This is a genomic window from Leptospira sp. GIMC2001 (assembly GCF_028462125.1).
In the GTDB taxonomy this organism is placed as follows: domain Bacteria; phylum Spirochaetota; class Leptospiria; order Leptospirales; family Leptospiraceae.
In genome coordinates, this window is record NZ_CP115468.1 from 525,070 (window position 1) to 543,090 (window position 18,021).

Sequence of the window (18,021 nt, forward strand, 5' to 3'; positions counted from 1 at the left end):
TAATTCTTTACGCTAAATCAAAAATCATTCCGCTAACCGGGAATTGCTCAGAGTTTGGACTCTTGAATTTTTCTAAGAGTTTCGAGTATTTCATTCCATACGTAGAAATATAGAATTTTAATTTATTTCTTCTTAATTCGTTGATTCCAAGAAAAGTTGACACGGGGTCATCCAGGTAATATGGATCAAACCAAATCCCAGTAAGCCATTCGGCATATTGTATTCTCGACTTTTCTTGAGGTGTTAGTGGAACATAAAACATCATACGAGATAGTGTTTTTTTTATAAATTGATCGGTTGTTGTAATTAGATGGAATTCATGTACAGCTTCTGAGACAACATAAGCATAATGAAGAGCAGCCAGACTAAATGAAATAAAACAAATTGATTGTTGTATAAGCTGACGTTCTTCTGGATATTGAGAGAGAATTCTGTCCAGAATTCGAAATAAATTATCGATAAGTTTTTTCTCAGATCGATTCACAACATCAGGTAGAAAACTTTGTTTGTCTGGATGGAAGAGTTTTGGAGCAAGTTTTAATTCAATAAAAATTCTATTTTTGAGATAGTATTTTTTATCAATAAAATGCTGAATGAATTTTTCTATAGAATTGTCTGCTAAGTAATTGATGGATTCCTGAGGAAGATTCTTTTTTATTTTATCATGAACAACATACACATTTCCATCGCTTCCTAATCTTACATCTAACTCAACACCGTTCAATCCATATTCAGTAAATGCTGAATCGATCAGCTCAGTAGAATTCTTATAATGAGGAATATACTTTTTCTTGTTAACGTTTGTCGGATAACGGCTGTAATCTCCTAGTCTATGACCAATTATATAAAAAGGTTCATCACAATTTATGTAAGTTTTCAAACTGTCACTTGCTTGTAATATTTTATCTGTATCGAAAGGAAATGAGAAGGTCATTTAATTATCCTTATTGATGGCAAGCTTTCTTGTGGATACAAAAAAAAGACCCAATTTCTTAGGTCTTTGAGTTAAACTGATATAGTTGAACAGGAATGGAATTCCTGACTTTTTAAGAATAGGAAAATGATTGAAAAATGACAAGCATTTTTGAACTTAAACAAAGTCTAATAGACTATGATTCGAATTATTTTACTCTCTATAGCTATTTATCTGATTTTTCGATTCGTGATGAGAACTATAAAGTCAATGGTTGTCACGGAAAGGGAACATAATTCTCCCAATTCCAGACCAGATTCAAATCCTCGAGTCCATTTTGAGACTTTTACGCTTGGAAAAGGGATGAATCGAGGACCGAAAGAAAAAGATGTTACGGACAAAGGGCGCATTGTTGGAGAATAAGAATTTATCCATTTTTGATTTCAATCCGACATATTAAGTATGTTCTCGCGAATCATAACATCATCCGTCTTAGCTTTGGTTTTTTCAATTTTCTTAGTTTCTTGCGGAGATCCGAAAGGGAATTTTGGTTGGGCCGTTAGTTTCGAAGAAGGAACCTCTGAGTTAGACAAAGATTTCAATGTACAAACTGAATTCACAATGACAAGAGAAGATTTGATTTTCTCTCCACAAGATACCATTCATTTTGTTTATGTTTTTGATTCTGGTGCGAGTCCGGAAAAGGAATTTTATTTCTCACTTAACAAAAAGTCCATAGACTATCTAGAAATTGATCTCCGACGAAAAATGATCGAAGAAGGCAATGCTGTTATTCGTGATAGTTATATTGGACTCGGAGTAGGTGAATATCTACTAAAAGCTGCATTCGAAGGTGATGTTTTCGATCAAGTTGAGTTTAAAGTCCTGCCTGAAGATGGATTCTTTACGGAATCTTTGGAGCGAGATTTATCTACTGAAATTGAAGATGAGATTATTCGTTATAGTCGGTAGTGTTGATTGAGAGGGGCGGGAAGCGAAGTGGGGGCGAAGAGGGGCGAGAAAGGGAAGGGCTTAAGCCCAGTCCTAATGAATCCATCTCCTAATTTACTCATATTAATCGCAATAGAAATCGATTTTACTAATTTATGTGAAATGTGCACAGATGACCAGTTTGCATAATTTTTGAAATATTTTAATACAATTTTTCTTTTTCTCTCATGATGCCATCCGATTGTGTCTTCTCTACTCTCTTGATGCTTCTCAGTGAGAATCCAACTTCGCTTTCCGTTCCAATGTCTATCACATCTCTGTAGTATTCTTTAGCTTGGTCGTAGCGTTTTTGTAATTCTGCAATCTCGGCGAGTCTAAGAACAATTCTTGAATAAGGAATGGATTTATATTTCGCGACTAATTTATCCTTCTCGATATTCTTATCTTCCAATTGAATTTGTAATATTCTAAATCTTGCAAGCGATTCATCTTCAGTGGTAATCACAAGCGTGCGTTTGAATTGGTTCATTTCTCTTTCTATATCAATAATTTCTTTATTGATTGTGTTCAATTCTTCACGAAGATTTCTTGCTCGATTCAGAGCTTGGATTAGCGATGCTTCTTCTTTATCTTCACGTTTGTCTTGGCGATTTCTGAGCGAAATTCCATAGTATGCTATAGCCTCACGGTCTGGCTCGGACGGATTGGTATTCAACCACATTTGATAGTATTCGTTGGATTTTATTAGGTTTCCAATAACTTTTTCATTGAATCTTCCTAATTCATAGTACATTCTGTTCTTCTTTTCTTGGTCTTTTGTTGTGTTAAGGAAAAGATCATAGTATTGAGATGCGATTACTTTCCTTTTTATATCTGAATTGAGGATCGCAATGTTCAAATATACATCTGCAATTTCTTCGTTCATATCTTCATCGAGATTCGGATTTTCTTTGCGAACTAGATCGACATATTTGTTATAGTAATCAATAGCTTTGATCTTTTTTCCATCAATTTTAAATTGATTTGCAACTTCTCGAATCGGTTCAGGATAACTTGGATCAAGGCGATGAGACTTTTCCAACAAATATTCATAAGCATAGAAATCTGTATTTCTTTTATAATCAAATAATACAAAAATTCCTTTCCCAACAAAAGACGCTTTGTTGATGATTTTGAATCTTTCCTTATTCTTCTCTTCAACTTTGCGAATGAGATTTGCTAGATTGTAGTACGTCGTTGCATCTTCACGAGATTGTGTTTTTCTAGCTGGTTCAAAATTCTCAATCATAGAATCTTGGTAATTTTTTTCTGCTTGATCAAGATTTTCCTTTCTTTTGCCAAGATTCAATTCCGATGTTTTTTTAGCTTCTTGGTATCTTGCAAAATTCATTTTCCCTTGGGAAAAGTCAGATCCTAATCTATGTATTTCTTTTTTATTATCTTCATAATCTAATTTAGCTTGTTCGTAACTTAATTTTGCTAACTTATGTTTGTTCCTTGATTCAACGGATCCATCATCCAAGATTTCATTCCATTTCTTTTCATTCAAGAAAGCTTCTTCTGTGTTAGTGAAATTTCTATATCTGAGTGACGCTCGATAGTGACGAATGGATTGAGTGAAATTTTCCCTCTCTTCATACAATCCAGCAAGCCTTCGATGGAGTTTATAAATTATTTCCGAATCCCGAATTAGGAAAGATTCACTATCGATATGATTGAGTTCATCGATCAACAAACGAACTTCATTCTGTTCATTTTTGGTTGAATATTTAGATCCGCGAGATTTATCTTCCCAGATTCGTTTCTCACCTAGAAACTGACTGTAGTATCTTTTGAGAAGTCCGTCTGCCTCAGCGATTTTTGTATCCAGGTCTTTTGGCCCTTCACCATCGCCAGGTTCTTCCGGATTCCAAGGAGCTGCAATTCCCGTGTCGGAATCCAATTTGAGCCTGGAATCCGAGTCCAAGAGGTTCATTTCTTCCTTTTTTATTGCTTCATTTGGATATAAATAAAGAGCAGTTTCATCATTTCGCTGATCATCTTCGCCTGCGCTCAGATGTCCCATTGAAATAATCATAACCAAAGAAAGCAGAAAAAACTTCATATTTATCTTATCGGCAGAAATCAAAAAACGAAAAACCCTTGGCAATTCAGAAATTGAGTTTTTTGTTAGGTAAAGACATGGCGAACTTAATCGAGAAATACCTCACTCTGAAGAACCGTTACAGGAATTATGATACGAAGCATGCACTCAAGCGTATGCAAGCCTTCCGATTGGCAGTTCAAGAATTATCGAATAAAGGTTATCAAGTGGCGTTGGAGCTATTGGGTTCTATTAATTTTGGTATAGTGGAAGATTGCTCGGATGTGGATAGCATTCTATTGCACTATTGCGAACTTCACAAAGATGAAGGATCATGCCCTGATGATTGTCCTAATTTGGTTTTCGAGAAAAACGAAATTGTTAAATTAGTAAATCGAAGATTAGAAGATGAGAATATTAAGGTAGACTTTCTTGATAATATAAATTTGAAATTTGTTGATAATTCCCTTCGAAAAGGATTTATTATCGATAATGAAGCTTTGTATCGATTATTATTTTATAGAAATCTTGGCAGACCCGTCAATAGACCTTTATTTATTCCTTACTGCGAACAATTAGAAGACAATCCAGAATTTATCAAAGAAATATTACCTTGGGCGAGCGAAGCATTAACAGGTTACTTGAATACAAATCAACATAGATTGTCCTTCAATAAATACAATGAGAGAATACTCAGTCGAGGAATGTTGCTTCCCAAGGAATTAGAAATGGAATTGAAAAAGTATTTGGAAGGTGATATCGAAAGCTGAACCTGCTTTTAGGTTAATTCGGATCCTGTAATTTATCAAACATTTTAAAATTTGAAAACTTAAATCTCAAATCTTCATTGTAGACAAATTTAATGAATAGAATCAACCTAAAATGGAATCATATGCTTTAATTTATTGAACTAAATTTTATTTTGTTCTACTTCCTTTCCAAGTACCTGAAACTACATTTGTTCCTGCCGTAAGAGTACCAAGTCCGAGTGAAGCTGCATTACAAGTCGTCACAATTTTCGTTATCCAAGTTCCTGTTACATCATTTGTACTCAAGGTGATACCTTCATTCGAGGAGGCTGTTGTTCTGCAATTGCAAAGTCCTTGATAGCAAGAGAAAGAAACTCCGGTTGCATCGACAACTTTCTTTGATGTGGAATCCAAAGCAAAATTTTCGTATTTGTTATCACAGTTTTCAGTACAATTGTTATTTGCAATTTTGAGAGTTTTAGTGGCAGCAGAAAAACTTGACTCACCATTGGTAGTAAAATTCCAAACTCCTGTATATGCATCAGTGTTTCCTACAATTACATTTCCTGTGAAAGTACCTTCAAACATTCTCACAAGCGAAGTTGATGTTTCTTTATATAAAGATACCGCGACAGTTGTTCCGCTAATTTGCAATGTTACACTAGATATTACACCAACATTTGATAAAACTATTGTCAATGAAAACGGGCTCTGAGTGAAAGTCAATGTATGGGAATTGCCACTTACAGATGCTGTTCCATTTATTGATCCGCTTGTTGTTGCACTACCAGTTGCTGTATAAGAATATTCGAACACTGGAACATTGCTTCCCGTATTTGCATTATCATAGTTAATTTTGAAATTACCTGATGACCCAACAATCACACCTTTATAAATTCCCCTAGCACTGTTATCATTGGCAGCATTTGCTTCTGGGGTTGTTGCCAATCCAGTGGATGCATTATTGGCAGTTGCTAAGTATGCCAATCCTAATAGCAAACCATTGTCATCTTCTTTTTTGCTACCACAAGTAACGCATAATCCTAACATTAAAAAAATAATTATCTTTTTCATTCAATTTCTCCTTTACTTGCTTGAATTTTATCAATAAAAGGAGGGATTGTATAGCTGTCTTAATAGACAGTAATTGACAAAAAGCCCTACATTAAGTCTAATATTCTACTATGGAAAAATCTAATTTAGTGATTTTATTTGCAGTAGTTGCCAATTTCAGTTGTGCTTTTGCTGTTATCCAAGAAGGAACGGTCGGAATCAGAAGAGATTTTGGTAAGCAATCCAATGAAGTTCTAGACCCAGGCTTTCATGCGTACAATATGTTCAGTACTACTATATTGCGCGCACCTATCAGTACGACAAATATAGAAGTAAAATTATCTCTGCCAAGCCAAGAAGGTTTGAATATCCTTTCGGAAATTTCTATTCTCTATCATGTTGTGAAAATGTCGGCTCCGAAACTACTGGCTGAAGTTGGTGAAAGTTATGAAGAGACGATTATTGTATCTGTCTTTCGTTCCGCAGCAGCAGACGTTACTGCTAATTTTCTTGCGAAAGACATGCATTCTGGTAAACGTTATGAGATCGAAACAAAAATTCAAGAGCGTATGAATGAACTTTTGAACAAGAGAGGAGTTGTAATCGAATCTGTTTTGTTAAAAAGTATTTCCCTTCCTTCAGGACTTGCGTCATCGGTTGAACAGAAATTGCAAGCTGAGCAAGATGCGGAGCGAATGAAATACATTCTTCGTCAAGAAAAACTTGAGGCAGAGAGAAGACGAATTGAAGCGGAAGGAACCAGAGAGGCTCAGAGAATATTGTCGCAAGGCTTGAGCCCAGAAATCATTCAGCTTCGAAGTATTGAAGCGTTTAAGGAATTAGCCAAATCTCCCAACGCCAAAGTAATCATAACTGATGGAAAAACTCCATTTCTCATCAACGAAGATAAATGATGAGATCACGATTTTTTAATTTGTTTCAAATGAATAAATTGAATACAATCATCGTTTTTTTTCTGATTCAAGCACCTAATGCAGTGTTGGCGCAACCAAATTACCAGAGAGCCCTTGAATCTATGCAGCAAGGTTTACCTAAAGAGGCTTTAGTTGAGATCAATCAAGCGATCTCTACTGACAGAAACAATGACAATTTCCTGGCTTATCGTGCATTTATCTTGCGGCATCTTGATCGGAATGAGGAAGCATTATCTGATATAAAAACGGCAATCAAGTTAAACAATCAGGAAGGCTGGTATTTTATAGAAGCTACATTGATTTCTCATAGAATCGGATACTTAAATTTTGCAAAAAAATATGTTAACCGTGCTTTAGAATTTGGTGCAGTTGCCTTAGGTTCAGATAATTACGATTATGCACTTAAGATGCATGATGAATTGCAGGATTATGATTATGAACTCGATTTGAAATTTGATCCTAAGAATCCAGACCTTGAGTATGAATCTGATGGTTTGCTTAAAATAATAGTTCCATCTGCAGGATATCCGTATCAAGACTCGAACTATTCGATTACCGGAGCGACAATTGCAAAAAAAGAAAAAGTGTATGATACTGAATATATTTTTTTGAAACCGACTTCCAATTCAATATCTATTAAGATGAAAATCAGAAAGAAAGCTTATTCTTATATTCCGCTATTCAAAAATTATAAGCCCAATAAAAAATTTACTAAATCTGTTTCTAAATATTTAGGAGATTCTCCTCGAATGAATCTCCAGTCTCAGAATTTGAAATCCGTAGCGAATTCCTTAAAGGGTTCAAATGATCTAAGCACCATACATAACACTCTGAATTGGGTGAATCAGAATATGATTAAATTGGATCATGTTCCCACTTGGAATAGCATCGAAGATCTATTGAGAGAAAAAAAGATTGAATGTGGCACGGGCAGCTTTACTGTCATAGCTCTGTTGAGATCGAATGGTATTCCTGCAAGACAAGTTTGGGGTCCAATAGATAACAAGATTCCCGTAGGATTTCTAAAAGGTCACGTATGGACCGAAGTTTTTCTCAATAGGATTGGCTGGGTTCCAGTTGAACAATTTGATTCGAATACATTGGGTCAGCTTCCGATATCTTACATTCGCATGGCTACTCATAGCGATCATCTTTATGAGAATCGACCTCTTTCAAATATGATAAAAATTATGAATCATGATAAATATGGAGATATAATCCCTTACAAAAGAAATAAAATAAATTGACTAAACCAAATTTATTTTGCTTTGAATATTTAACATATCAGACTAGATTTAGATTATGAAGCCATTTATTTTTATAGCTTTGATCTTAAATTTTGCTATCATATCAAATCTTAGTGCTGATGCAAAATACATTGGTAAAAAACCAAAAGAATATCTCGAAAATTACGAATTACCTCGAACACCAAGCTTAGTCTATGAAGACTTGATGAAGATCAAGCATCCTGATGATTTCAGTTTTCAACTCAAATTGGATAAAAATTCAGGATCAACAATCGGACCTGATGGCGGCGAAGTTCAAATCTGGGGAAAAGGTTCCTATACATGGAATTTAAAGAATAGGAATAAATTTACAAGATGGAACGAAAATCAATGGGAACTAAAAACTCCAACTCATACTTTCCGATCGAATAAAGGCGGACATAGTGTCTGGACAGCTATAATTTATATTGTTTATCCAGATTCATCCTGTATATTCAAGAACTCCATACCAAATACAGATGTCTTTCAGTTTACTTATGATAAGCCTTGCTATCAAGCAATTGTATCTCAGGATGGTTACACCTACAGTAAGGAAATGATTTTGGAACCCAAAGAAAAACCGGGCTTGCATTACGACATTGTGCATCCAACATTCTGGGGTACAAATCGTACACAAATTGGATCTTATGATATAACCTATTCCGACAATTGGCAACCTTATATCGATGTGCTCTCGAAGTGGAATAGGTTGGATCCATTTCTTGATTATATAAAAAAAGAGTTTGGATATGAATCTCCTCGAATAAAAGCTGTTCTCCACGAATCCAAAGAAAAATTCTGGATCTATTCCAATAAGTCACCTAACAACAAGGAATCTTGTACTGGTTGGTCGCTAAAGACCATGTTCACTTTATGTCCAGATGCATTTCAGATATTTTCAAAGACAAAGGATACAGCTGTTTTTCAAGCACAGCTTGAGTCTGCACAATTTAAAGGACTTCTTCATGATACAGTTCATTATACTCAAGCAAATCGTTGTGAGAATTTGCGTATAGACAATGTTGCAAAATTCACTTCGCCTTGGTTTGTTGAAGGTATAGCCGAACTTGCAATTTTTCAGACCAATCCTAAAATGCGAAGCGAAGCTTATCGATTATTTTTTGACAAATATTTAGATTCTAAACCAAGTTTATCAAAGGCAAATGATCCCAATTTTCAAGACTATAGACTGATCGGCTTGATGTTTCTAAATTATTTGTCGCACCAATTCGGCAACAAATCTATTCAAAAATTTTATGACCTTACCTGCTATAATTTATCTCAGAATACTGCGTTTACAAAAGCATTTGGCACATCCATTGATTCAGAATTTAAAAGAATGTATGAATATTACAATTCTCAAAAATCTTCAATTGAATCAAACCTATATTCGTGGTCATTATTTTCGAATTCTAAAACAGATTACATTGGTAACATAGATGATGGAAAAGGATGCAAACTAATTGATCCAGAGATGATGAATGAGCTAAAAATTTGGAACTCGCCCAGTCATAAAAATATTTCTAGCAGTGACCTATCGGAAAAGTTTTATAAATACGATGATTCACCTTGTATATTAGGGGCTTATAATTTTGATTTTGAAAAGCTAGCAGGAAAATATGAAGGATATTTTACAGGTGAATTGCCAAAGTTAGGATATCAGAAAGTTTTTTTGAGTAAAAATAATTATTATTCTATTCTTGGGGAAGAATTTACAGTTCATATTGGTGAGGATGAAGTGCAATGGGAGATGGGAAAGCTCAGAATTATCAATTGGAAATCTAAACCAGATCGACAGATCCAATTTCCTAGCGGATGGAAGATCCATTGTTGGAATAGAGAAAGTGGATGTTCCAAACCATTTAAGTGAGAAATATTGATTGAACGGTATTTAGTTGATTCGGAATATTCTTATTCTGTAAAAATTAAAATTGGAATTCATTCTGGTTCAAGTCTTGCAGTGAATTCAAATGATAAGTTAGATTATTTTGGAACAACCGTTAATAAAGCTGCGAGAATCCAAGGATTGGCAGAAGGAGGGGAGATTGTCATGGAGACTAAATGGGATGACGATGATCTTCCTGTTCATGAAGGATTTGAAAGAATTAAATTCCAAAGTGAACTCAAGGGAATTAAAGGGGATCAGAATTTAGTTAGGTGGAAATTGACCTAACTCAAAATTCAACAATAGCCCTTATAACGAAAATGGGCTTATATATTTTATTATCCAGTTCTTGATTCAATCCAAGGCCTAGATGAAAGCTTGTGTGTTTGGTAAGGTGATACTTTGTATTAGGTAAGATAACTATTTCACTTTCTTTTTTGAAATCAGTTCTATAATTTATTTCTAAACCGAATATCCAAGTCTCATCCATGTCATAGAATAAATTACCATTCCAAAGATACCGGTTAGATTTGACATTCTTTGGAATTTTAGGCTCTTCAAGATTATATCGATCATGAATATTTACATTCAATCCTTGATAGCTCTTTCCAGAAAAAGTCTCAAATCCATTCATCATCAGAAAACTAATGGAATCATTGAGTTTATAGGCAGAAAGATAAAGTGCTGTGTAAGTCTCACCATTTCCTTTCTTGGATAGTTTCGCTATAGTTTGGATTCCATGTTGATAATAGCCGATTGTACCCATTGTCCACTGGTAGGCGAATTTTCCTTCTTTGAGAAAAGATTCTTCCATAGCAATTTCTAATTCTACAGCGTGATTATCAAGGAATGCATATTCAATTTCTGGCGAATAGATGGTTGCATTTCCTTTACTGGTTGTCGTGAGAATATTTCCTTCAATTTCTCCTTTTTTAGCTCCGAGATTTCGTATTAAATCAAAATTCAATGGTTCAGGAACAAAGAAATCTCTTTTATAATTCTTCCCCTGAGCAAGAAGGGAACTATTCTTAGGTAGAACTATAAGAAGAATGATAGTTAAGAAAAATAAAGAAATATCTCGTAATCTAAAATATTTTTCCATCTCGATCCATGATTCAAAAAATAGCTTAAATTCAAAATTTTTTTTATAAGCTTGTTATAGAACTAAAGTTGTTTTATTAGTGATCGAAGATCGTTGATTAATGAGAAAGGCGTTGGTTTTACTTCTTCTGCAAGCTTGATTGCATCATTAATAGTACGAACTAGAATTACTTTTTCTGATTCATATGCTGACGTCGGCATGGACTTTTTATTATTTTTGAATACCGTTGCTTTTTTATCAATGATCTCAATAATTTGATTTAAATATTCTACTTTATTGTCCATTTAAGATTGATCCTTTTCTATTTTCTCTTCTGTTTAGTATATCATTTGAATTAGCTGAAGATGTCTAGTGATTCTTCCATCGGATTAGAACTCGCGCGCGATCAGTTTATGCTTGACTTGAGAATTCTTTTAAAAATTCCTGGTTCCATGATGCAAAAATTCAGTCATTGTCAAAATTCAATTCTGAAAAACTCATTGGTATTGACGATGATTATGATTTTATTTCTTGAATGTTCTAATGTTATTGGAACGGACGATAAGGATTCATTAGAGAATCAAGATATACTGCTTTCATACTTTCTTTCACAGCAGACAGGTTCTGAGACTCGCAGAGAAGCACTGGATAAAATTGGAATATTACCTTTATCAACACCAAATTCTGAACATGATACTAAAGAGCAGATTGCGTTAGGAGAAAAAATATTTCGTGATAACAAGCTTTCCAAAAATCAAGTACAATCTTGTCTGACCTGTCATCCTATTGATGGCAATAGAGCGGGAATGGATAGGCAATCAACATCTTTAGGTACTTTTGGGCAAATTGGAAAAAGAAACACACCTACCATATTTAATGTGGGATATCTACCTACTTTATTTTGGGATGGAAGAAGAACAAAACTTGAAGACCAAGCTATCGATCCTTTTTTGGATCCGCTTGAGATGACTCTGGATTCCGAGGCTGAATTGCTATCGAAATTGCAATCTGATTAGAGTTATGCGACATTTTTTGCTAATGCTTATCCTGAAAATCCAAGTATCAGTATTCAATCTCTTAAGAATGCTTTAGCAGCTTTCGAAAGATCTCTAGTATCCAGATCTAGATTTGACGATTTCATGGATGGGAACTTAGCGGCACTAAGTTCCGAAGAAAAAGTTGGACTTCAACTATTTATGGATGTAGGTTGTACAAATTGTCACAATGGCAATTTATTGGGTGGACGAAACTTTGGAAAAGTTGATAGTATTTATTCTTATAATCCAAATGATCTGGGTCGTTTTGAATTTACGGGTAATGAATCCGATAAATATTTTTTTAAAATTCCTTCGCTCCGAAATGTAGTTTTGACTCAACCATATTTTCATGATGGTAGTGTGCAAACGATTCAGGAAGCTGTGAATAGAATGAATGCGTACAATTTGAACCGTCAATTGGACAGATCGGAAATCAATACAATCATTTCGTTTTTGAATGCACTTTCGGACAAAGCAAAGGTCACAAGATAATAAGCCTGTATTTCTAATCTATTGATTTGACAAAAACTCTTATGATAAAAATATAGTCCTTATCCTTCAGGGAGGAAACAGGTGACATTCCTGTGCTGACCCGCAACTGTGATACATTGATTTAGCCTAGACTAAGTTAAATGGTAAGCCAGATCTTCCCCGCAAAGAACTCTCCGTGGTATGGGAACTTTGCATCTTACTATCTCACTTTCGTGAGCATATTAAGGGGGCCCCGAAGGTAAAATCGGGGCACCCGAATGAAAAATATATTTTATTGTCATAAGCTCGATGAATTCGTTTATACTTATGAGATAACTATATTATTTTTCAAAGGCGTTCCCCTAAATTCAGAACAAGATTTAGGAGAATCTAAATGAAAAAACAATTACAACTAACGGTCGCTATATTAGCGATTCTATTTTCTGCTGCATGCAGTGATTCTGGTAAGGTAGATCAGTCTGAAGCTGATCTGAATTTATTAACTGGGCTCGTATTGGGACAACAAAGAGGTCAGGCTGATGTGCTTTCTACTCTAACTGAAATTAGGGGATATTGGTCTGGTGGATTTTGTAGCGGTGGCAATTGCACAGGTTTCACAACCAATGTTTCTATTGCGCAAGACCCGTCTGGTTTTGGGGTTTGGGCATCTGGCAATGGTTATCAAAGAATAATATCAGTTGATAATCAAGCAAGAAATCTAATCGTTCAATATCGCCCGAATGATAGCTTTAGTCCAAGCCGATATACAAGAATCTTGTGGACTGCACCAACTACTTCATCGTGTGAGAATGGCGCATCCAAATGTTTCTTCTATTGTACAGTTTTTCCAAATTTCACAACGCTTGAAGCAGCTCAGAATGCAGATCTATCGTCCTATAGTTCCGCAAATCCAGCGACTACAGGATGTGGATCCTTTGGATGGAGTAAAGCACTATTTGTTTCATCCAATCCAACAAATTGGAATTGAGATTATATAGATAATAATTCAGACCTCGTTGTCTTAGGCGGGGTCTGATGTTCAAACAGATTAGAAATACTTAGTAATAGTTGGGAAGGTTGCCATGATAAATAGATTGAATAGATTGATAAAAATAATTATAAAAAATATTTCGAATATTTTGATTTTTTTAAATACAATGAAAATTGCGAATATTTCAAATAGAATACTTATGCTCGGTGTATTCATATTTATGATTGCCTGTGGAGTAGAAAAGGATGAGAATCAAGATGATTTGATCGCTCTACTTGCACTCTCTCAAACTATAAACAATCCATCACAAAATACGAATTGTCCGCCTGCAAGTTTGCCAAGTGATATTCCAATAGCTAATACGGTTGTATCGGCCGGTTCTACGATCGCAAATTTCAATGACTCCTCAAAAGCGGTTAATGGAATATGTGGAGCAGGAGAAACTTCTGGATCTTTCGATGTTTATGCACTGAATCTTACGGGAACTGGTTCTTCTCTGGTCTTATCATGGGGTGGTAAAACCGTTAAAAATGTTGCAGGCATTGATTTTGTAGTTTATGAAAATGCATTTAAGCTAAGTGATACGAGTGATCGTTATGCGTTTGATCCAACGGTTGTCCAAGTTTCTAATGATGGAACAATCTATTGTGGCTTTGATTTGAGCGGATTCAACGGATCAACAGCGGATAGTAATAAAATTGGTTCTTGGCCTGGTTTCGGTGGATTGCGTCCAGTTCTGTACAATATGGTTTCCAGAACTTTCACTCTTTCTCAACTCTTTACATCAAGTGGTAATGGCTTTCTCGTTGGAGGCGGTGACGGTTTTGATCTAGACAACCTAACAGATAACGATGCACAGAATGCAGCGTGCAATACTGTAGCAAAGAATAATATTCAATCAAATGGATTTAAATTTATTAAAATGATATCAGCGACTGCAGTTACCAATCCTGCAACAGGAAATGGTTATACATATCCGCATGCATTTACCAATGGACCAGATATAGACGGGGTTGTAGCAAGATCGGTTGAGTAATTGCGAATATACTAACAGGTTCCCTTAATTTTTGCTATCGCTCAAAAAATAAAGCAAAAATACTAAATATTTTATAGAAAATATTTAGTATTAAATACTAAATATTAAAAAATAATTCTACATATTTCTGCGGTATTGGCCACCTACGTGATATAAACAAGAGGATATTTCACCCAAGGTTGCATATTTACCTGCTTCCATTAGCGTACTAAAAATATTTTTGTTAGTTCTGGCCTGTTCCATCAATTCCTTCAAAGCAATCATGGCTTCCTTGGAATGGGCTTTTTTGAAATCATTTAGATTTTTGATCTGATGATCTTTTTCTTCATTGGTAGACCGAATCACTTCGGTTGGAATAACAGTGGGACTTCCCTCATTGGATAGATATGTGTTCACGCCAATGATCGGGAATTCTCCCGTATGTTTTAGATGTTCATAATGAAGAGATTCTTCTTGTATCTTATTTCTTTGATACATCATTTCCATTGCACCCAAAACACCTCCACGCTCGGAAATTCGATCGAATTCCGTAAGTATCGCTTTTTCTACCAGATCAGTAAGTTCTTCAATTATGTATGATCCTTGTAGAGAATTTTCATTCTTTGCTAATCCCAATTCTTTGTTAATAATTAATTGAATTGCGACCGCACGACGCACGCTTTCTTCAGTTGGAGTTGTGATTGCTTCATCATATGCATTTGTATGCAAAGAGTTGCAATTGTCATAAATTGCATATAATGCTTGTAATGTTGTTCGAATATCGTTAAAGGCAATTTCTTGAGCATGGAGCGATCTTCCAGATGTCTGGATATGATATTTAAGCATTTGAGATCTATCATTGGCTCGGTACTTATACAACATTGCCTTAGCCCAGATTCTTCTCGCCACTCTACCAATTACTGAGTATTCTGGATCTATTCCATTAGAAAAGAAAAAGGATAGATTCGGAGCAAAATCATTGATGTTTAGACCACGGCTTAGGTAATATTCGACAAATGTAAAACCGTTTGCCAGAGTGAAGGCAACTTGCGTGATTGGATTTGCACCTGCTTCTGCTATATGGTATCCAGAGATGGATACCGAATAGAAATTTCTGACTTTTTCTGTAATAAAATATTCTTGAATATCACCCATCATTCTTAATGCAAATTCTGTAGAGAATATACATGTGTTTTGAGCTTGATCTTCTTTTAAAATATCTGCTTGAACAGTTCCTCGAACTGTATTCAGAGTATGCGATTTAATTTTCTCATATGTCTCTCTTGGCAATACCATATCACCAGTGATTCCAAGAAGCAGTAGACCTAGTCCGTTGTTTCCTTCGGGAAGCAGGCCTGAATATTGCGGTAGATCAACTCCTCTAATAGAAAATATTTCTTGCTTTTTTCGAACAATATCATCTAACATTCCATTAGCGTGTATGAACTTCTCGCATTGTTGATCTATGGCTGCATTCAAGAAAAAGGCAAGTAGCATAGGAGCGGGCCCGTTGATAGTCATAGAGACTGATGTTGCTGGATCGCATAAATCGAATCCTGAATACAATTTCTTAGCATCATCTAATGTTGCGATGCTTACGCCAGAATTACCAATCTTACCGTAGATATCTGGTCGGGTGTCTGGGTCTTCACCGTATAAAGTTACTGAGTCAAATGCTGTTGACAATCTTGCTGCAGGCATTCCTGCATTGAGATAGTGAAAACGTCTATTGGTTCTCTCCGGTCCGCCCTCACCAGCGAACATTCTGGTCGGATCTTCACCTGTTCTTTTGAATGGATAGACTCCAGCCGTGTAAGGAAATTCTCCAGGAAAATTTTCGACCATACACCAACGGACAATCTCTCCCCAGTTCCGAAATTTTGGTACAGATATTTTGGGAATCTTCAATCCACTCAGTGACGTCGTAATATTCGGAATCCGAATTTCTTTCTCTCGGACCTTAAAGACAAATTCTTCTGCTTTATAATTTTCTAGTTTCTTATCCCAGGTTTCTATGATTGTACGGGTTGATGGTTGTAAAGATTTCCATACATCATCAAAAAGTTTATTTAGATCAGCGATTGATCCTTCCGCAGAAGGTAAATTATTATCTGCCAGGGCATCGATTGCACCTTTTATTCTCCAAGCTTTCTCGGCATTTGTTGACTCTACTTCTGTCAGATCACCATACCTGTTGATTTCATCGTGTATTTCGGAAAGGTATCTAGTTCGACCGGGTGGAATTATATGGATTTTCTCGCTATTTCCGGAATCCAGTTTGAGATTTCTATCCCAAGTAATTTTCATTTTGTCAAAAATTTTATTCGTTAAATTGGTGTACAAAGTGTTCATGCCTGGATCATTGAATTGAGATGCAATGGTTCCGTATACTGGCATGGTATCAACATCTTGTGTAAACAACTGCCTAGATCGTTGATATTGCTTTCGAACATCGCGAAGGGCATCCAGTGCTCCACGTTTGTCGAATTTATTCAATGCAACCATATCTGCATAATCGATCATATCGATTTTTTCTAATTGAGTTGCGGCACCATATTCAGGTGTCATAACATAGAGAGAGAGATCAGATACTTCTGTGATTTCGGAGTCACTCTGACCTATACCTGCTGTCTCAACAATAATAAGATCGAATTCAGCAGCTTTTAAAATGTCGATCGTTGGCTTAATATTTTTATTGAGAGCGACATTCGCTTCGCGAGTAGCAAAAGATCTCATAAACACTCGTTCATGAAAACTCGAATTCATTCGAATTCTATCACCTAATAAAGCTCCTCCTGTTTTTCTTTTGCTTGGATCGACTGAGAGGATAGCAAAATATTTATCTGGAAAATCTTCCAATAATCTTCTAAGAAGTTCATCTGTTAACGATGATTTGCCTGCGCCTCCCGTACCAGTTATACCTAGCACTGGAACTTTTTTATTTGAAGCTGGGAAATCTAATTTAGCAGATAGATTTGTTTTGAATTCTGATGGGTTTGTTTTATTCTTGGCTTCTTCAAATGTTGCTTCAACAATCGTTATAGCTTGAGCAATTGCTAAAGGGTTTCGATTCTTCACTTGGGATTGTAAATCGCCATTAAAACTCAGTGGAGGAATGAAATCAGTTTTCTTCACCAAATCATTGATCATGCCTTGAAGTCCTAATGATCTTCCATCATCTGGGGAGTAGATTTTTTCCACTCCATATAACATGAGTTCTTCGATTTCTTTTGGTAAGATGGTTCCGCCACCACCTCCAAAAATTTTAATATGTCCTGCGCCTTTTTTATGTAGAAGGTCATACATATACTTAAAGTATTCTACGTGCCCTCCTTGATAACTTGTAACTGCGATTCCCTGAACGTCTTCTTGAATAGCGCAATCCACGATTTCTGCAACAGATCGATTGTGACCCAAATGTATGACTTCGACTCCACTTTGTTGGAGGATTCTTCGCATGATATTAATTGATGCATCGTGGCCATCAAAAAGAGATGCTGCAGTTACAAATCGTACTTTGTGGCTCGGCTGATAAGGAGTCGTTTCCATTGTTTGAGCATTGCAAATCTATTTGAGAATGTCAAGTAATTCT

General features: G+C 35.6%; 16 protein-coding genes and 1 pseudogene. 11 read left to right on the plus strand and 6 right to left on the minus strand.

Annotated features, from left to right (window positions below):
- Positions 1–7: 7 nt before the first annotated feature.
- Positions 8–934: a PI-PLC domain-containing protein gene (locus O4O04_RS03955; RefSeq protein WP_272534315.1), complete on the minus strand. Its 927-nt coding sequence runs from the start codon at positions 932–934 to the stop codon at positions 8–10.
- 231 nt (positions 935–1,165) lie between these two features.
- Between O4O04_RS03955 and O4O04_RS03960 the strand changes: the two genes are divergently transcribed.
- The gene (locus tag O4O04_RS03960) at positions 1,166–1,336 is read left to right on the plus strand and encodes a hypothetical protein (protein WP_272534317.1); all 171 of its coding nucleotides are present in this window, start codon (positions 1,166–1,168) and stop codon (positions 1,334–1,336) included.
- A 39-nt stretch (positions 1,337–1,375) separates the two neighbouring features.
- Positions 1,376–1,885 carry a hypothetical protein gene (locus tag O4O04_RS03965; RefSeq protein ID WP_272534318.1) on the plus strand — a complete coding sequence of 170 codons (510 nt, stop codon included), beginning with the start codon at positions 1,376–1,378 and terminating at the stop codon, positions 1,883–1,885.
- Between the two features lie 181 nt (positions 1,886–2,066).
- Here O4O04_RS03965 and O4O04_RS03970 read toward each other — a convergent pair whose 3' ends face one another.
- Entirely contained in the window at positions 2,067–3,968 is a 1,902-nt protein-coding gene (locus O4O04_RS03970) for a tetratricopeptide repeat protein (protein ID WP_272534319.1), read from the minus strand.
- A 77-nt stretch (positions 3,969–4,045) separates the two neighbouring features.
- Between O4O04_RS03970 and O4O04_RS03975 the strand changes: the two genes are divergently transcribed.
- Positions 4,046–4,717 carry a hypothetical protein gene (locus O4O04_RS03975; RefSeq protein ID WP_272536014.1) on the plus strand — a complete coding sequence of 224 codons (672 nt, stop codon included), beginning with the start codon at positions 4,046–4,048 and terminating at the stop codon, positions 4,715–4,717.
- Between the two features lie 147 nt (positions 4,718–4,864).
- Here the strand turns inward: O4O04_RS03975 and O4O04_RS03980 are convergent, their stop codons facing one another.
- Positions 4,865–5,770 carry a hypothetical protein gene (locus O4O04_RS03980; protein WP_272534320.1) on the minus strand — a complete coding sequence of 302 codons (906 nt, stop codon included), beginning with the start codon at positions 5,768–5,770 and terminating at the stop codon, positions 4,865–4,867.
- Between the two features lie 110 nt (positions 5,771–5,880).
- Between O4O04_RS03980 and O4O04_RS03985 the strand changes: the two genes are divergently transcribed.
- The 4 genes from O4O04_RS03985 to O4O04_RS04000 are packed head-to-tail and all read left to right on the plus strand — an operon-like array spanning position 5,881 to position 10,122.
- Positions 5,881–6,663 (plus strand): prohibitin family protein, encoded by a 783-nt coding sequence (locus O4O04_RS03985; protein WP_272534321.1) that lies wholly within the window; start codon positions 5,881–5,883, stop codon positions 6,661–6,663.
- The gene (locus O4O04_RS03990) at positions 6,660–7,931 is read left to right on the plus strand and encodes a transglutaminase domain-containing protein (RefSeq protein ID WP_272534323.1); all 1,272 of its coding nucleotides are present in this window, start codon (positions 6,660–6,662) and stop codon (positions 7,929–7,931) included. Before O4O04_RS03985 ends, O4O04_RS03990 begins: the two co-directional genes overlap by 4 nt.
- A 55-nt stretch (positions 7,932–7,986) precedes the next feature.
- Positions 7,987–9,819 (plus strand): hypothetical protein, encoded by a 1,833-nt coding sequence (locus O4O04_RS03995; protein WP_272534324.1) that lies wholly within the window; start codon positions 7,987–7,989, stop codon positions 9,817–9,819.
- 6 nt (positions 9,820–9,825) lie between these two features.
- Entirely contained in the window at positions 9,826–10,122 is a 297-nt protein-coding gene (locus O4O04_RS04000; RefSeq protein WP_272534326.1) for an adenylate/guanylate cyclase domain-containing protein, read from the plus strand.
- Between the two features lies 1 nt (position 10,123).
- On the opposite strand, the gene O4O04_RS04005 is transcribed toward O4O04_RS04000, so the two are convergent.
- Together O4O04_RS04005 and O4O04_RS04010 are read right to left on the minus strand one after the other, a co-directional pair.
- The gene (locus O4O04_RS04005; RefSeq protein ID WP_272534327.1) at positions 10,124–10,936 is read right to left on the minus strand and encodes a hypothetical protein; all 813 of its coding nucleotides are present in this window, start codon (positions 10,934–10,936) and stop codon (positions 10,124–10,126) included.
- Between the two features lie 62 nt (positions 10,937–10,998).
- Positions 10,999–11,220, minus strand: coding sequence for a hypothetical protein (locus O4O04_RS04010; protein WP_272534328.1), 222 nt, complete (start codon positions 11,218–11,220; stop codon positions 10,999–11,001).
- A gap of 213 nt (positions 11,221–11,433) precedes the next feature.
- Between O4O04_RS04010 and O4O04_RS04015 the strand changes: the two are divergent.
- The 4 genes and pseudogenes from O4O04_RS04015 to O4O04_RS04030 all read left to right on the plus strand — a co-directional run.
- A pseudogene (locus tag O4O04_RS04015) lies at positions 11,434–12,054 on the plus strand (cytochrome-c peroxidase); the annotation flags it as partial.
- Positions 12,055–12,444 carry a cytochrome-c peroxidase gene (locus O4O04_RS04020; RefSeq protein WP_272534332.1) on the plus strand — a complete coding sequence of 130 codons (390 nt, stop codon included), beginning with the start codon at positions 12,055–12,057 and terminating at the stop codon, positions 12,442–12,444.
- Between the two features lie 373 nt (positions 12,445–12,817).
- The gene (locus O4O04_RS04025; protein WP_272534334.1) at positions 12,818–13,411 is read left to right on the plus strand and encodes a hypothetical protein; all 594 of its coding nucleotides are present in this window, start codon (positions 12,818–12,820) and stop codon (positions 13,409–13,411) included.
- Between the two features lie 169 nt (positions 13,412–13,580).
- The gene (locus tag O4O04_RS04030) at positions 13,581–14,450 is read left to right on the plus strand and encodes an LIC_13355 family lipoprotein (RefSeq protein ID WP_442915947.1); all 870 of its coding nucleotides are present in this window, start codon (positions 13,581–13,583) and stop codon (positions 14,448–14,450) included.
- 117 nt (positions 14,451–14,567) lie between these two features.
- Here O4O04_RS04030 and O4O04_RS04035 read toward each other — a convergent pair whose 3' ends face one another.
- A complete protein-coding gene (locus O4O04_RS04035; RefSeq protein ID WP_272534335.1) occupies positions 14,568–17,978 on the minus strand; it encodes a methylmalonyl-CoA mutase family protein in 3,411 nt (1,136 codons plus the stop codon).
- Between the last annotated feature and the right edge of the window lie 43 nt (positions 17,979–18,021).

What these genes read in the sequence shown, in the direction of transcription:
- O4O04_RS03955 (WP_272534315.1), bottom strand. Translation starts at nt 934, where the DNA reads ATGACCTTCTCATTTCCTTTCGATACAGATAAAATATTACAAGCAAGT.
- O4O04_RS03960 (WP_272534317.1), top strand. Translation starts at nt 1,166, where the DNA reads ATGAGAACTATAAAGTCAATGGTTGTCACGGAAAGGGAACATAATTCT.
- O4O04_RS03965 (WP_272534318.1), top strand. Translation starts at nt 1,376, where the DNA reads ATGTTCTCGCGAATCATAACATCATCCGTCTTAGCTTTGGTTTTTTCA.
- O4O04_RS03970 (WP_272534319.1), bottom strand. Translation starts at nt 3,968, where the DNA reads ATGAAGTTTTTTCTGCTTTCTTTGGTTATGATTATTTCAATGGGACAT.
- O4O04_RS03975 (WP_272536014.1), top strand. Translation starts at nt 4,046, where the DNA reads ATGGCGAACTTAATCGAGAAATACCTCACTCTGAAGAACCGTTACAGG.
- O4O04_RS03980 (WP_272534320.1), bottom strand. Translation starts at nt 5,770, where the DNA reads ATGAAAAAGATAATTATTTTTTTAATGTTAGGATTATGCGTTACTTGT.
- O4O04_RS03985 (WP_272534321.1), top strand. Translation starts at nt 5,881, where the DNA reads ATGGAAAAATCTAATTTAGTGATTTTATTTGCAGTAGTTGCCAATTTC.
- O4O04_RS03990 (WP_272534323.1), top strand. Translation starts at nt 6,660, where the DNA reads ATGATGAGATCACGATTTTTTAATTTGTTTCAAATGAATAAATTGAAT.
- O4O04_RS03995 (WP_272534324.1), top strand. Translation starts at nt 7,987, where the DNA reads ATGAAGCCATTTATTTTTATAGCTTTGATCTTAAATTTTGCTATCATA.
- O4O04_RS04005 (WP_272534327.1), bottom strand. Translation starts at nt 10,936, where the DNA reads ATGGAAAAATATTTTAGATTACGAGATATTTCTTTATTTTTCTTAACT.
- O4O04_RS04010 (WP_272534328.1), bottom strand. Translation starts at nt 11,220, where the DNA reads ATGGACAATAAAGTAGAATATTTAAATCAAATTATTGAGATCATTGAT.
- O4O04_RS04020 (WP_272534332.1), top strand. Translation starts at nt 12,055, where the DNA reads ATGGATGGGAACTTAGCGGCACTAAGTTCCGAAGAAAAAGTTGGACTT.
- O4O04_RS04025 (WP_272534334.1), top strand. Translation starts at nt 12,818, where the DNA reads ATGAAAAAACAATTACAACTAACGGTCGCTATATTAGCGATTCTATTT.
- O4O04_RS04030 (WP_442915947.1), top strand. Translation starts at nt 13,581, where the DNA reads ATGAAAATTGCGAATATTTCAAATAGAATACTTATGCTCGGTGTATTC.
- O4O04_RS04035 (WP_272534335.1), bottom strand. Translation starts at nt 17,978, where the DNA reads ATGGAAACGACTCCTTATCAGCCGAGCCACAAAGTACGATTTGTAACT.